The following is a 14,236-nucleotide window of genomic DNA, read 5'->3' as shown; positions in this document are numbered from 1 at the left end:
CCGAGGGAAAGAGGTGGTGCGGTGTACGCCGCGATCCTGTTCGACATGGACGGCACCCTGGTGGAGTCCGACGAGGCGGTCGCCCGGTCCTGGGCCGCCTGGGCCCGCGAGTACGGCGTCGCCGAGGCCGACCTGGTCCGCGTCGCGCACGGGGTGCCGAGCGACGGCACGATCCGGCTGCTGCGCCCGGACCTCACCGGTGCCGCGCTCGACGCGGCCGCGGCCCGCCAGCTCGAGCTGCAGTACGACGACCTCGACGACGTCGTCGCGCTGCCCGGCGCGCACGCGCTGCTCGCCGCCCTCGACGCGGCGCGGATCCCGTGGGCCGTCGTGACCAGCGCGGACCGGCGGCTCGCCGAGGCCCGCCTCGGCGCCGCCGGGATCGTCGCACCGGTGCTCGTTGCCCGCGACGACGTGCGGCACGGCAAGCCGGACCCGGAGGGCTACCGCGCCGCGGCGGCCGAGCTCGGGGTGGACCCGGCCACCTGCCTCGTCGTCGAGGACGCGCAGGCCGGGCTCGACGCGGGCCGGGCCGCCGGCGCGGCGACCGCGGCGCTGCGGGGACTCGACGGGGACCTGCGACTCTCCGGGCTGCCCGAGCTCACGGCCCTGCTGGGGCTCGCGGACGCGGTCAGACCGGGCGGCTCATGACGGTCAGCCCCGGACCGGGCACGCCGTCGGCGACGAACCCGGTCCGGAGGTAGAACGCGATCGCGCGGGCGTTGTCCGGCTCCACCTTCAGCGACAGCGTGCGCGACCCGTTCTCGCGAGCGACGGCGGTGACCGCGTCGACCAGCGCGTCGGCCACCCCGGTGCCGCGCAGGTCGGGGTGCACCCACATGCCGTACAGCAGGCCGTCGCCGTCGTCACCGGCCCGCCAGCACGCGGTGCCGACCGGGCGGTCGCCGTCGAAGGCGGCGAAGCGGACGTGCTCGGTCAGGACCACCCGCCAGGCGGCCGGTTCGAGGGCGGCCTGCTCGCGGTAGAAGTCGCTGTCCTCACCGAACCCGTCCCGCACCGACGCGAGGCGGGCCACGCGGGCCTGCTCCCAGTCGTCGGGCCCGAATCGCCACACCCGCAGTTGCACGGCGTGACGCTAGCGCGGAACCGGCATCCGTCAGGATGTCGTCAACGAGCCGATGTGATCAGTCGGTCGTCGTGCCGCCGGGGCCGTAGTGCCGGGGGGTGAACACGACGGTCGTGCCGCCGCGCTCGACCGCCCGGGTCGTCGACGAGCCGACGACCACCAGGGTCCGCATGTCCACCTGCTCCGGGTCCAGCTCGCCCAGCGTGGTGACGACGACCCGCTGCCCGGCGCCGCCGACGTCGCGGCCCAGCACCACCGGCGTGTCCGGGGCGCGGTGCTCCAGCAGTACGTCGCGGGCCGCCCCGACCTGCCACGGCCGGGCCTTCGAGCGCGGGTTGTAGATCGCGATCGCCAGGTCGGCCGCGGCCACGGCACGCAGCCGGTCCGCGACGACGTCCCACGGCTTGAGCCGGTCCGACAGCGAGATCAGGGCGTGGTCGTGCCCCAGCGGGGCGCCGACGGCAGCCGCCACGGCCTGCGCCGCGGACATGCCGGGCAGCACCCGGACCGGGACGTCGTGGTACTTCGGCTCCGCGGCCACCTCCAGCACCGCGGTCGCCATCGCGAACACCCCCGGGTCCCCGGCGGAGACGACGGCGACCCGCCGGCCCGAGGCGGCGAGGTCCAGCGCGTGCGCCGCCCGCTCGGACTCGACCCTGTTGTCCGAGGCGTGCCGGGTCTGACGCGGGTTCGGCGGCACCCGGTCCAGGTAGGGGCCGTAGCCGACGAGGTCGTCCGCCTCGGACAGCGCGCGGGCGACCTGCGGGGTCAGCCAGTCCCGCCCGGCGGGCCCGGTCCCGACGACGACGACCTCACCCGGCCCGCGCACCGACCGCTCCTCGGCCGCCGCGCCCCCGCGCTCCGCGACGGACGCGACGGCCTCCTCGGGCACCGATGCGGCGACCTCGCCGGGCACCAGGGTGATCGCGAAGTAGGGCACGTCCGAGGGGTCCACGTCGGACAGTGCCCCGGTCCGCTGCCCCTCCATCGTCGCCCGCTCGACGTAGCGGGCCCGGTCGAGCACGCCGGCGTCGGCCATCGCCCCGCGGACCGCGGTGAAGGTGCGCCCGAGCTTCATCACCGCCGCCGAGTCGGTCCCCGCGAGCCGCCGGGCCAGCTCCTCACGGGGCAGCGTGCCCGGGAGCACGGTGAGCACCTCGTCGCGCTCCACCAGCGGCTGCCCGATCGCCGCGGCCGCACCGCTGATCGAGGTGACGCCCGGCACGACCTCGGTGGGATAGCGCCCCGCCAGGCGCTTGTGCATGTGCATGTAGGAGCCGTAGAACAGCGGGTCGCCCTCGGCGAGCAGCACGACGTCGCGGCCCGCGTCCAGGTGCGCGGCGAGCCGGGCGGCGGCCTCGGCGTAGAACGCGTCGATCGCGCCCTGGTAGCCGCCGGGGTGGTCGGTGGCCTCGGTGGTGACCGGGTAGACCAGTGCCTCCTCGATCGCGGTCCCCGACAGGTGCGGCTCGGCGATCCGGCGCGCGATGGAGCGGCCGTGCCGCGCGGAGTGGTAGGCGATGACGTCGGCGTCGCGGACGAGCCGGGCGGCCTTGATCGTGGTCAGCTCGGGGTCGCCCGGACCGAGGCCGACGCCGTAGAGGGTGCCCGTCACGCCGTGCTGCGCGTTCACGCGATGATCTCCTGTTCGTGGGCCAGCGCGTTCAGCGCCGCCGCGGTGATCGCCGACCCGCCACGACGGCCGTGGACGACGAGGTGCTCCAGGTCGGTCCGCTCGGACAGAGCCACCTTGGACTCGGCGGCACCGATGAACCCGACCGGGATGCCGATGATCGCGGCCGGGCGGGGTGCGTCGCCCCGGTCGATGAGGTCCAGCACGTGGAACAACGCGGTCGGGGCGTTCCCGATCGCGACCACCGCGCCCTCGAAGCGGTCGGCGAGCAGCTCCAGCGCGGCCGCGGACCGGGTGTTGCCGATCCGGCGCGCGTGGTCGGGGACCCGGGCGTCGCGCAGCAGGCAGAGCACCTCGTTGTCCGCGGGGAGCCGGGCGGCGGTCACCCCGGAGGCGACCATCATCGCGTCGCACAGGATCGGGGCACCGGCCCGCAGCGCGGAGCGGGCGGCCGCGACGACGCCGTCGGAGGCGGCGATGTCGTCGACGAGGTCGACCTGGCCGCAGGCGTGGATCATGCGGACGGCGATGTCGTCGACACCGGGCGGGAGCCCGGAGAGATCGGTCTCCTCGCGGATCGTCGCGAACGAGCGGCGGTAGATCTCGTTGCCGTCGGTGATGTAGTCGTACCCGCTCAGCGGAGCTCCTCGGTCGTGATCGTGCGTCCGTCGATGACGTAGGTGTCGCGCCCGGTGGCGACCGCGTCGCGGTGCGCCGTGTGCGGGGCGCCGCAGCGCCGGCCACAGCCGGCGACGTGCACCGCGTCGGGCCCCGCGCCCGCCCGCGGCCCGCCCCGCGCGATCAGCACGAGCGCGTGCGCGCGGACGTCGGCCAGGGACTTCGCGCATCCCGGAGCGCCCGCGCAGGCACTGACCCGCACTGCCGGGTGGCCGGGGTCGACGACGAGCCCCGCCGCCGCCAGCCGGGCTGCGGCACCGGGTGCGGGGGTGGGCAGGACCAGGGTGCGCCACGGGGTGACCAGCAGCTGCGGGGCCGACTCGGCCAAAAGGTCCAGCTGCCCGGCCGTCAGCTCCCCGAGCACCGGCGCGACCCCCAGCGCACCGCCACCCAGCGCTCCGACGAGCACCGGGCCGGGACCCCCGGGCGTGCTGTCGTCGAGCCCCGGACCGGGGGAGGACACCGACCGGTGTCCGCGCAGCCGGGCCGCCACCCCGGTCGCGGCGCCGGGCAGCTCCGCGGCGCGCCAGGCCCGCGCGGACGGGTCGGCGGCGTGCTCGGCCCGCAGGTCGAGGAACGCCGCGGCCGCGTCGAGCAGCAGCGCGGGCGCCTCGGCGGGGGAGCAGCACCGGCCGGTCGGGACGCCCGCCACGAGGAGCTCGCCCGACTCGGGGCCCCGTGCCCGCCAGCACAGGTCGGCACGCTCGGCGGCGACGTCGCCGCGGCCGTCGTCGAGGGCGAACAGGAACCGGCCGGGCAGCGCCGACAGCGCGGGGCGCGCGCACAGGCCGCGGTCGAGCGCGGTGGCCAGACCCCGGACGTCGGCAAGACCCCCGGCGAGCCCCGAGAGCGGGGAGGTCAGCACGTTGCGGACCCGCTCGTGGGTGGTCGACGGCAGCAGCCCGGCCACGGTCAGCCGCTCCACCGGGCGCGGGTCGGCCGGGTCGAGGCCGCGCAGCTGCAGGTTCCCGCGCGAGGTCAGGTGGACGGCGCCGTCCCCGGCCTCGCGGGCAAGGGCCGCGACCGCCCGCAGCGCCGCCGCGGTGACCGTCCCGCCCGGCAGCCGGATCCGCGCCAGCGCCCCGTCCGCGGCCGCGTGCGGCGAGACGACGCCGGGACAGGCGTCGGTGCGGGTACGGGTGGTCGGCGACGGCACGCCGGACACTGTAGGCATCCGAGACCGCCGAAGGGACCTGCCGGGGCGGCGGTCACACCTCGTCAGGTGTTCAGATCACGGCAGGTACCGGCGGGCCCCGGAGTACGTCGCGTCGAACCGCACCGGGGTGACCCGGACCGGGGTGGCCGCATCGAACGCCTCGATCATCGTGCCGCCGCCGGCGTACATCGCGACGTGCGTCGCGGGGGAGTTCCAGAACAGCAGGTCACCGGGCCGCAGGTCGGCGGGGTCGCCGACCGGCCGTCCACCGCGGGACTGGTCGGAGGCGTCGCGCCCGACGGTGATCCCGTGCAGCGCGTAGGCCAGCCCGGTCAGGCCCGAGCAGTCCGGACCGAACCCGGAGCGCCCGCCCCAGAGGTACGGACGGTCCAGGAACAGCCGCGCTGTCGCGACCAGCCCCTCCCCGGTCGGAGAGGGCGGCGCCCCCGGCCGGAGGGTCTCCGCCGCCGTCCATGCCTGGTCGCCGCCGGGCAGCGCGACCCGGACCGCATCGCCCGCCTCGCCGACGACCGGCAGCCGGGTACCGACGCTGACCTCGCGCAGCCGCTCGGTGCGGGCCGCGTCGCGGTACAGCCAGGTCGTCGCGACGCCGTCGACGGTGCCGGCGGGCGCCCCCGCGGCGAGCGCGCCGAACGCGGGGTCGTCGACGAGCTGGGCCTCGGGGACCCAGCCGGGGTAGCCACGGTGGTCCTTGCCCGACGGCTGGCCGGGCACGACGACCTGCGCCCAGCCGTCGCGACGCGCGGTCACGGTCACCGGGGCGCCGAGCAGCACCTGGGTCTGGGTGCGCGAGGCGGTGGTGAGCTCGCGGCGGTCCGCGCTGCTCATCGACCCCAGCCACCCGGCCGGGTCGGCCGGGGTGGCGACGGCGGCCCGGTCCCGCGGGCGCGGACTGTCCGGTGAGGTCCACACCGTCGCGACCGACACGGCGACGAACGTCCGCCCCGGTCCTTCGGCGGCCGCGGGGACGGCGGCCGCGGGCAGGGCGGCACAACCGAGCACCGCGGCGAACAGGACGGACAGGACACGGGGCACGGCCGGGACTCTCGACGGCGGGAGGCGTCGGGGCAAGCACCCACACCGCCGGGTCACCACGACGAGTGGGGTGGCCCCGCCCGCCGTTCACGACCCGCCTCGCAGGTCGTCGCCGGGTACCGGGAGGTGAAACGCGCGGCCCGAACGCCGTCAGCCTCTTGTCAGGTCCCCCGCTGCTCTTAGTGTATGCGTATGCATCTCACTGAAGCGGACCTGCGGCGCATCGGGTCGCCCGTCACCGTGGCGAAGGCGCCTGCCGTCGTCGACAGCGCGGACCTGCGCGACCCGGCCGTGGTCGCCACCGTCTCGGAGATGCTGCGCACCATCTCCGCCGGCGGGATGGACGCGGTGCTGCGCTACGCCCGGGAGCTCGACGGGTTCACCGGCACCGACCTGCTCGTCGGCCCCGCCGAGCTGGCTCGTGCCGGGGACGAGCTGCCCGCGGGCCTGCGCGAGGCGCTCGAGGCGGGCGCGGACCGGACCCGCCGGTTCGCGCGGATGCAGCGGGACCGGCTGCAGGACTTCGAGGCCGAGGTCCTGCCCGGGGTGGTGTGCGGTCAGCGTCTGATCCCGGTCGGGAACGTCGGCGCCTACCTCCCGGCGGGCCGGTTCCCGCTGCTGGCCGGCGCGTTCATGACGGTCGGGGTGGCCGGGGTGGCGGGCGTGCCGAACATCGTCGCGGCGACCCCGCCCTCGCGCGACGGGCGCCCGCACCCGGCCGTGCTCTACGCGGCGCACATCAGCGGTGCCGACGCGGTGTACGCCGTCGGCGGTGTGCAGGCACTCGCCGCCATGGCGTTCGGGCTGCTCGACGGGACGCCCTCGGACATGATCGTCGGCGCCGGCAACGCCTACGTCGCCGAGGCCAAGCGCCAGCTCTACGGGCAGGTGGGCATCGACGTGCTGGCCGGGCCGTCGGAGGTCGCGGTGATCGCCGACGACACCGCCGACGCCGCGACCGTCGCCGCGGACCTGCTGGCCCAGGCCGAGCACGGGCCGACCTCGCCCGCGTCGCTGGCCACCACCTCCGAGCGGCTGGCCGAGGAGGTCCCGCGGGAGATCGAGAAGCAGCTCGCGGGCCTGGCCACCGCGGAGATCGCTGGCGCGGCCTGGCGCGACCACGGCACGGTCTACCTGGCGCCCGACCGCGAGACCGTCGCCCGGGTCATGGACACCCTCGCTCCCGAGCACCTCGAGGTGATCGCCGAGGACCTCGACTGGTGGCTGGGGCGGCTGCACAACTACGGCTCGCTGTTCCTCGGCCCGCACTCGACGGTGGCCTACGCCGACAAGGGCATGTCCGGCACCAACCACGTGCTGCCGACGACCCGGGGCGCGCGCTACACCGGCGGGCTGTCGGTGGCCGGCTTCCTCAAACAGCTGACCTACCAGCGGGCCACGCGCGAGGCGACCCGGGCCCAGGCCGAGCCGACCGTGACCGTGTCCGACTTCGAGCAGCTCGTCGGACACCGGGACAGCGCCCGCATCCGACTCGACGCGCTCAGGAGCTGAACGCGCATGCGTATGTATACACGGGGCGCGGTCGCCGGCCGCGGCGCCCGCCTGCCGGTGGTCGCGGTGGGGCTCGCCGTCGTCCTGCTGCTCGCGGGGTGCGGCGCCGGGTCGCGGACCCCCGCCGCCACCGCCACGCTCGTCCCGTGTGACTTCCCGCCGCCACCGTCGTCGGTGGACGTCAACGTCCTGGCCTACAACTCCTCGGCCATCGACCCGTTCACCAACTCGATGGTGCGCAGCTGCTCCAAGGACGGGGTGACCCTGCACCATGAGCCGGTCGACTACGCGGGCCAGTCGCAGAAGACGACGGCCACCCTGGCCGGGCGCTACGGCACCTACGACATCCTCGAGACCTACGGGTTCGTCGTCCCGCAGCAGGCCTCGACCGGCAAGCTGCACCCGCTCGACGACCTGATGGCCCGCTACGGCGCGGAGCTCGGTCTGGACCGGCTCAACCCCGAGATGCGCGAGGCGCTGTCCTACGACGGGAAGCTCTACGGCCTCCCGATGCAGGCCCAGACCTTCGTCATGGCCTACCGCCGCGACGTGTTCGACCGCCTCGGCATCGCCCCGCCGCGGACCTTCGCCGAGCTGCGCCAGGCCGCCGACCGCATCCAGCGCGAGGGCGGGATCCGCTACCCGCTGGCCCTGCCGCTGCTGGCGAGCTCGGACGTCGCGACCGCCTACGACGCGGCGCTGGGCTCGCTGGGCACCGACTACGTCGACCGCGACACCGGCCGCCCGAACTTCGACACCCCACAGGCCGCGCAGGCCTTCACCGAGCTGCGGTCGCTGCTGCCGTTCATGGACCCGCAGGTGACGACGTTCGCCCAGCCCGCGGTGCAGCAGCAGATGTACAACGGCTCGGCCGCGATCGCGATCATGTTCAGCGGCCGCATGTTGGATCTCACCGACCCCGCCAACAGCCGGTTCGCGACCGACTTCGCGTTCGCCCCGCCGCCGTCGGTCGCCGGCGGGGACGTCCTCTACAACGCCCTGTCGGTGGACGGCTGGGCCATCCCGGAGAACACCGAGGTGGACAAGGACCTGCTGTTCCGGCTGGTCGCCGCCTCGGTGGGCGAGGAGGCGTCGCGGGCCGCGGTGCCGGCGGCCTTCCCGGCCCGCGAGGGCAGCGTGACGCCGGCGAGCAGCCCGTTCGCGCCGGCGCAGCTGACCGCGCTGGGGAAGGCCCCGCCGCCGGAGCCGTCCCCGTGGACCTCCCGGATCAGCAACGAGACCCGCCCGGTCGTCGCCGACGTGCTGGCCGGCCGGACGACGATCCCCGACGGTCAGCGGCAGATGCAGGAGATCGCGACCGCGATCGTCGCCGAGTACCGGCGCTGACCCCCCTTCCCACCACCCACGAGAGCGAGGTGAGGCGATCATGCGCAGGCGCGAGTTCCTGGGGCTGGTCTCCCCGAGCCTGCTGGTGATGCTCGGCCTGCTGCTGTTCCCGCTCTACAAGACGGTGGAGTGGAGCCTGCAGCGGGTCAACTACGGCGAACCCGGCACCTTCCTCGGCCTGGACAACTACGCCCAGGCCCTGTCCGACCCCCGGCTCGGGCGGGCCGTGCTGTTCACCGTCGGCCTGACCGTCGCGGTCGTCGCCGTCCTGCTGGTCGGGGGCTACCTGCTCGCCGTCCTGGTCAACGGGCTCGGCCGGTCCCGCCCCTGGGTCCTCGGCGTGCTGCTGGTCTCCTACGTCGTGCCCAACGTCGTCGGCGCCACGATGTTCTCCTGGCTGTTCGACTCCAACTTCGGCGGCGTCGTCGACTACCTGATCACCGAACTCACCGGGGCCGAGATCCTCTGGTTCACCGAGCCGTGGGCGAACCGGGTCATGATCGGGCTCGACACGGTCTGGTTCATGCTGCCGTTCGCCATGCTGGTGATCCTCGCCGGGCTGCAGGGCGTGCCGGGGGAGATCGTCGAGGCCGCCCGGATCGACGGAGCGACCGGCTGGCGGGTGCACTGGCACGTGATCGTGCCGAGCATCCGGGGCGTCCTCACCTTCGTCTCGATCATCTCGATCATGGACGTGCTGCGGACGTTCGACCAGCTCGTCCCGCTCTCGCCGCAGGCACCGCAGATCGGCAACGAGTCGATCATGCTCTACATCTACAACATCGCCTTCCAGGACGGCGGCCAGCAGCTGGGGCTCGGCAGCGCGATCAACGTGCTGCTCATCGTCCTGATCGTGCTGCTGCTCTCCCCGTTCATCCGGGACATGGCCAAGGAGGCCCGCCAGTGACCAGCGTGCAGACCACCCCGCCGGCCACCACCGCCCCCGGCCCGTCCGACGGTGCCGGCCCCGCCCGGGCCCGCCGCCGCCCGCGGGGGAGGAGCGTGCTGGTCGGCGGCCTGCTGCTGGTGGTCTGCTGGGTGATGCTGAGCCCGGTGCTGTGGACGGCCATGTCGGTCACCAAGCCCACCGACGTCGCCTTCCTCGACCCGCCGGTGTTCACCTGGACCCCGACGTTCACCGCGTTCGTCGACCTGTGGCAGACCACCGAGTTCTACCGGTACCTGCTCAACACCCTGGTCGTCGCGCTGATCAGCACGGTGATCGCGCTGCTCATCGGCATCCCCGCCGCCTACGCGCTGTCGCGCTACCCGGGCTGGGTGTCGGTGGCCCTGCTCATCACGGCGCTGATCTTCCGTGCGCTGCCCCGCTTCGCGGTCGTGCTGCCGATGTACGAGCTGTCGCGCTCGCTGGGGATCTACGACACGACCTTCGCCGTCGCCGCCGCGCTCGTGGCGATCAACCAGCCGTTCTCGATCTGGCTGCTGCGCAACTTCTTCGCCGAGATCCCCAAGGAGCTCGACGAGGCCGCCATGCTCGACGGCTGCAGCCGCTTCCAGATCCTCTGGCGGGTCATGGTGCCGCTGATGGGCCCCGGGATCCTGACCGCGGGGATCTTCATGTTCCTGTTCGCGTTCCAGGAGTACCTGACGGCGAACGTGCTCACCGACGTCGTCGCCCGCACCGTCCCGGTGTTCATCGCCACCCAGCTCGGGCAGACCCTGCCGATGCTCCAGCAGGCGGGCGCCGCCGCGATCCTGCTGACGCTGCCGGTGATCGGGTTCGCCTTCGTCGCCCAGCGCTACCTCGTCGCCGGTCTGGGCGCGGGCTCGGTCAAGGGCTGAGCGGTGCCCGGCGTCCCGTCGTCCCCGCCGCTGGTCCTGCTGCCGGGGATGAACTGCTCGGCCCGGCTGTGGGGCCCGGCGGGGGCCGGGGCGCTGCACCCGGTCCTCGACCGGCCGACCCTCGACGAGCAGGTCGAGGCGTTGCTCGACGGGCTGCCCGCCCGGTTCGCCCTCGGCGGGCTCAGCCTGGGCGGGATCGTCGCGATGGCACTGACCCGGCGGGCCCCGGAGCGGGTCGCCGGGCTGTGCCTGATGGCGACCAACGCCCGGCCGCCGACCCCCGAACAGCGCGCCGGCTGGGACGCGGCGCTCACCCGGCTCGACGACGGCGCCCCCGCCCGGGCCCTGCAGCCGCTGGAGCTGCTGCTGCACGACCGGTCGCTCGATGCCACCGCCCTGCGGATGGCCGACGAGACGGGGGAGCGGCGCCTCGCGGCCCAGCTGCGGCTGCAGGGCACCCGCGTCGACGAGCGCCCGGCCCTGCCCGCCGTCGCGGTGCCGACCCTGGTGCTGGCCGGTGGGCAGGACCGGCTGTGCCCGGTCGAGCGGCACACCGAGATCGCCGAGCTGGTGCCGGACGCCCGGCTGCACGTGCTGCCGGGCGTCGGTCACCTGCTCCCGGTCGAGGCCCAGGACACGGTGGCGGCATTGCTGGGGGAGTGGCTGTCCGAGGTGCACGGGCGCTCCGCCCGCTGATCGCTCGCGTGTGTGATCCGGAGCCCGCGCGGTGATCCCGCGTGCGCGTGCTGATCCGCCGCCCGCGTGGTGATCCGCCGCTCGCGCGGTGATCGGCTGTTCGCGCGTGTCGGGACGCGCGCGACGACCGGCTCTGCGCGCGTACCGCGGATCACCGCGCGGGCGTCGGCACGTGAGGGAGCCGACGCGCCCGGGACAGGGGGACGCGCCGAGCCCTGGCTCCGGGGTGTTGTGCGCCGGACCGCCGCACCCGTCCGCGGGCCCGGCGCCGATCGGGCCGGTCGCACGATCAGCACGAGTGAGGGTTCCGGTGCCACGGACGGCACCGGAACCCTCACTCGCGGCGATCATGGTCGGAGCCGGCCCTGCCGGCGGCGACGCTCAGCCCGTTGCCGCGGCCAGCTCCCGGAACGACGCCATCATCACCGCGGTCAGGTTGTAGACCACCAGCTGCGCCCCACCGTCGAACGACGCCGCGGCCGCGTCCGCCGAACCCGCGAGGTCGGCCCGCGCGGCGCCGCGGAGCGCCGGGTCGGCGCGCACCGCCTCCAGCAGCTCCGCAACGGGCGGGTCGGTGTCGGTGCGGGACGCGCCCAGGTCCGCGACGCCGACGAGCCAGCCGTCGATCCCGTCCACCCCGACGATCTCCCCGGCCCGGGCGAGGGCGCCGGGTGACTCGAGCATCGCCACGACCAGGACGTCCTGCGCCGCCGCCCGGTGCTGCGCCGCGGTGACCTCGCCGAACCGGCCCGCCCGCGGGTACGTCGCGAACCCGCGGGTCCCGTGCGGTGGGTACCGCAGCGCCCGCACCAGCGCCGCGGCCCCCTCCGCGTCCTCCACGTGCGGGGCGACGATCCCGCGGGCGCCCTGGTCGAGCGCGCGCTGGGCCAGGTGGTGCTCGCCCTCCCCGGGCCGGACCAGCACCGGGAGCCCGTGCGCGTCGGCGAACGCGATGTGGGTGCGCAGCGACGACACGTCGGCCGGGCCGTGCTCGCAGTCGATCAGGACGAAGTCCAGACCGGCGACGGCGAGCATCTCCACGATCTCCTCGCACGGCATCCGCACCAGGGCCCCGGCGAGCCGCTCCCCGGCGGCGACCCGCGCCCTCACGCGATCATCCCGGCCGACAGGTCGACGTCGGCGCCCGACAGCCCCGGCATGGCGAGCATCGCGACGACGGCCGCGCCCACCTCGTCGGCGGTGATCATGCGGCCGAGCGCGGCCCGCCCGACGAACGCCGCGCGCGCCGCGGCGACGTCGGTGCCGGTCCGCCGCGCCTCGAGGGCGAAGTTCCGGTCCATCCGGTCACCCTCGACCGGGCCGGGCGACAGGGCGTTGACCCGGACCCCGGCCGGGCCGGCCTCGAACGCGAGCGTCGAGGTCAGCCCCAGCACCGCGGTCTTCGACGCGCAGTACGGCGTGCGCCGGGCGAGCGGCCGCTTCCCCGACACCGAGGCCACGTTGACCACGTCGCCGTCGCCGCGCTCCAGCATCGGCGGCAGGAACGCCCGGCACACCAGGTAGGTGCCGCGCACGTTGACCGCGAACACCTCGTCCCACTCCTGCGGGCTCACCTCGACCAGCGGGGCGACCGGACCGGCGATCCCGGCGTTGTTGACGACGATCGAGACCTCCTCGTCGGTGAGCCGGTCCGCCAGGTCCGCGACGGAGTCCGGGTCGGCGACGTCGCACGTCTCGGCCCGGGCGGCGGGCCCGATCCGGGCCGCGGTCGCGGCGAGGGCGTCGGCGCGCCGTCCGGCGAGCACGACCCGGGCGCCGGCGCGGGCCAGGTGCGACGCGATCGCCGCACCCAGCCCGCTGCCGCCGCCGGTCACCAGCGCGGTGCGCCCCGTGACCGCCGCGTTCACGACCCCGCCACCGTGCTCCCGGCCGGGGCGACCGCGTCCAGCCAGCCGAACCGGTCGCCGCCGTGCCGCCAGGCCCGCAGGTCCCCGGAGCGGGCGTGCCCCTCGAACAGCTCCACCCGCGCCGCCCGCCCGCACACCCGGCCCAGCTCCGCGCTCGCCGCGGGGTCGCGCCCCTCCTGGTAGGTGCAGGTCTTGAGGTACTTCCCGACCCACAGCCCGCCGGTGTAGCGGGCCGCGCCCAAGGTGGGCAGCACGTGGTTGGTGCCGATCACCTTGTCGCCGTAGGAGACGCAGGTGTTCTCCCCCAGGAACAGCGCCCCGTAGTTGCGCATCCGGTCCAGGGCCTCGCGCGGACGGGCGGTGAACACCTGGACGTGCTCGGCGGCGAGGTCGTCGGCGACGCGCCACATCTCGTCGGCGTCGTCGCAGACCACGATCCGGCCGTGGTCGCGCCACGCGGGCCCGGCCAGGTCGTTCGTGGGCAGCCCCGGCAGCAGCCGGTCGACCAGGTCGAGCACCGCCCGTCCCAGTGCGGCGGAGGTGGTGACGAGCACGGCGGGGGAGTCCGGGCCGTGCTCGGCCTGCGACAGCAGGTCGACGGCGACGGTGAGCGGGTCGGCGGTGTCGTCGGCGACGACCAGGATCTCGGTGGGCCCGGCGAACAGGTCGATGCCGACCTCGCCGAACAGCTGCCGCTTGGCCTCGGCGACGTAGGCGTTGCCCGGTCCGGCCAGCATGTCGACCGGGGAGACCGAGTCGGTGCCCAGCGCCATCGCCGCGACCGCCTGGACCCCGCCCAGGACGTGGATCTCGTCCGCGCCGGCCAGGTGCATCGCCGCGACCGTCGCCGCCGGGACCTCGCCGCGGATCGGGGGCGTGCAGGCGACCACGTGCGGCACGCCCGCGGCCTTCGCGGTCACGATCGTCATGTGCGCCGACGCCGTCAGCGGGTACCGCCCGCCCGGCACCTACGCACCCGCCGAGCCGACCGGAACGTGCCGGTGCCCGAGGACCACACCCGGCAGGGTCTCGACCTCGACGTCGTGCAGGGACTCCCGCCGGACCCGCGCGAAGTTGCGGACCTGGTCCTGCACGAACCGGATGTCGTCGACCACCTGCCGCGGCAGCGACGCGACCAGCTCGTCGACCCGCTCGGGGGTCAGGCGCTCCGGGGCGCGGCCGTCGAACCGGTCCGCGTACTCCCGCACCGCCGCGTCGCCGCGCGTACGCACGTCGTCCACGATCGCCCGGACCCGCTCGGCGACGCCCGCGTCGCTGCGGCGCGGGGCCGTCCCCGTCGCACTCTTCAGTTCCTGCGCCATACCGCCCTCTCTTGGTAGCATACGTATGCGCTACGGCTCAGCAGTGAACGGCGGCGACGCGCCGCTGTCAAGGGTGTG

13 protein-coding genes and 1 pseudogene are annotated in these 14,236 nt (G+C 75.2%); 6 read left to right on the top strand and 8 right to left on the bottom strand.

The window, feature by feature from the left end:
• The first annotated feature begins 21 nt into the window (after positions 1-21).
• The gene (locus KPL59_RS00575) at positions 22-651 is read left to right on the top strand and encodes an HAD-IA family hydrolase (protein WP_226359572.1); all 630 of its coding nucleotides are present in this window, start codon (positions 22-24) and stop codon (positions 649-651) included.
• Here the strand turns inward: KPL59_RS00575 and KPL59_RS00570 are convergent.
• From KPL59_RS00570 to KPL59_RS00550, 5 genes are all read right to left on the bottom strand, one after another.
• Positions 632-1,087 carry a GNAT family N-acetyltransferase gene (locus KPL59_RS00570; protein ID WP_075305758.1) on the bottom strand — a complete coding sequence of 152 codons (456 nt, stop codon included), beginning with the start codon at positions 1,085-1,087 and terminating at the stop codon, positions 632-634. The two genes, KPL59_RS00575 and KPL59_RS00570, sit on opposite strands and share 20 nt — an antisense overlap.
• Before the next feature lie 58 nt (positions 1,088-1,145).
• Entirely contained in the window at positions 1,146-2,702 is a 1,557-nt protein-coding gene (locus KPL59_RS00565; protein WP_226351318.1) for a precorrin-2 C(20)-methyltransferase, read from the bottom strand.
• Positions 2,703-2,716: 14 nt separating this feature from the next.
• Positions 2,717-3,358, bottom strand: coding sequence for a precorrin-8X methylmutase (locus KPL59_RS00560; RefSeq protein ID WP_226351319.1), 642 nt, complete (start codon positions 3,356-3,358; stop codon positions 2,717-2,719).
• Entirely contained in the window at positions 3,355-4,554 is a 1,200-nt protein-coding gene (locus tag KPL59_RS00555; protein WP_226359571.1) for a precorrin-3B synthase, read from the bottom strand. Before KPL59_RS00555 ends, KPL59_RS00560 begins: the two co-directional genes overlap by 4 nt.
• A gap of 75 nt (positions 4,555-4,629) precedes the next feature.
• The gene (locus KPL59_RS00550) at positions 4,630-5,610 is read right to left on the bottom strand and encodes a C40 family peptidase (protein WP_226359570.1); all 981 of its coding nucleotides are present in this window, start codon (positions 5,608-5,610) and stop codon (positions 4,630-4,632) included.
• Between the two features lie 192 nt (positions 5,611-5,802).
• Between KPL59_RS00550 and hisD (KPL59_RS00545) the strand changes: the two genes are divergently transcribed.
• From hisD (KPL59_RS00545) to KPL59_RS00525, 5 genes are read left to right on the top strand one after another with little or no spacing between them, the layout of a single operon-like run.
• Positions 5,803-7,122, top strand: a complete 1,320-nt coding sequence (gene hisD / locus KPL59_RS00545; protein ID WP_226359569.1) for a histidinol dehydrogenase — start codon at positions 5,803-5,805, stop codon at positions 7,120-7,122.
• Positions 7,123-7,128: 6 nt separating this feature from the next.
• Positions 7,129-8,469, top strand: a complete 1,341-nt coding sequence (locus KPL59_RS00540) for an ABC transporter substrate-binding protein (protein WP_226359568.1) — start codon at positions 7,129-7,131, stop codon at positions 8,467-8,469.
• Between the two features lie 40 nt (positions 8,470-8,509).
• Positions 8,510-9,376 (top strand): carbohydrate ABC transporter permease, encoded by an 867-nt coding sequence (locus KPL59_RS00535; RefSeq protein ID WP_020627364.1) that lies wholly within the window; start codon positions 8,510-8,512, stop codon positions 9,374-9,376.
• Positions 9,373-10,272, top strand: a complete 900-nt coding sequence (locus tag KPL59_RS00530) for a carbohydrate ABC transporter permease (RefSeq protein ID WP_226351272.1) — start codon at positions 9,373-9,375, stop codon at positions 10,270-10,272. Before KPL59_RS00535 ends, KPL59_RS00530 begins: the two co-directional genes overlap by 4 nt.
• Before the next feature lie 3 nt (positions 10,273-10,275).
• Positions 10,276-10,968, top strand: a complete 693-nt coding sequence (locus KPL59_RS00525; RefSeq protein ID WP_226359567.1) for an alpha/beta fold hydrolase — start codon at positions 10,276-10,278, stop codon at positions 10,966-10,968.
• 381 nt (positions 10,969-11,349) lie between these two features.
• On the opposite strand, the gene KPL59_RS00520 is transcribed toward KPL59_RS00525, so the two are convergent.
• The 3 genes and pseudogenes from KPL59_RS00520 to hisD (KPL59_RS00510) form a co-directional block, all read right to left on the bottom strand.
• On the bottom strand, positions 11,350-12,078 hold the full coding sequence (locus KPL59_RS00520; RefSeq protein WP_226359566.1) for an HpcH/HpaI aldolase/citrate lyase family protein: 729 nt from the start codon (positions 12,076-12,078) through the stop codon (positions 11,350-11,352).
• On the bottom strand, positions 12,075-12,836 hold the full coding sequence (locus KPL59_RS00515) for an SDR family NAD(P)-dependent oxidoreductase (RefSeq protein WP_226351275.1): 762 nt from the start codon (positions 12,834-12,836) through the stop codon (positions 12,075-12,077). The genes KPL59_RS00520 and KPL59_RS00515 overlap by 4 nt, the downstream gene beginning before the upstream one ends.
• Positions 12,833-14,158, bottom strand: a pseudogene (hisD, locus tag KPL59_RS00510) (histidinol dehydrogenase). The gene KPL59_RS00515 and the pseudogene hisD (KPL59_RS00510) overlap by 4 nt, the downstream one beginning before the upstream one ends.
• Positions 14,159-14,236: the final 78 nt, after the last annotated feature.

The organism is Pseudonocardia sp. ICBG1142 (assembly GCF_020496255.1).
Taxonomy (GTDB): Bacteria; Actinomycetota; Actinomycetes; order Mycobacteriales; family Pseudonocardiaceae; genus Pseudonocardia.
Note: the sequence above shows the minus strand (reverse complement) of the source record. Positions and strands in the feature narration are given on the sequence as shown.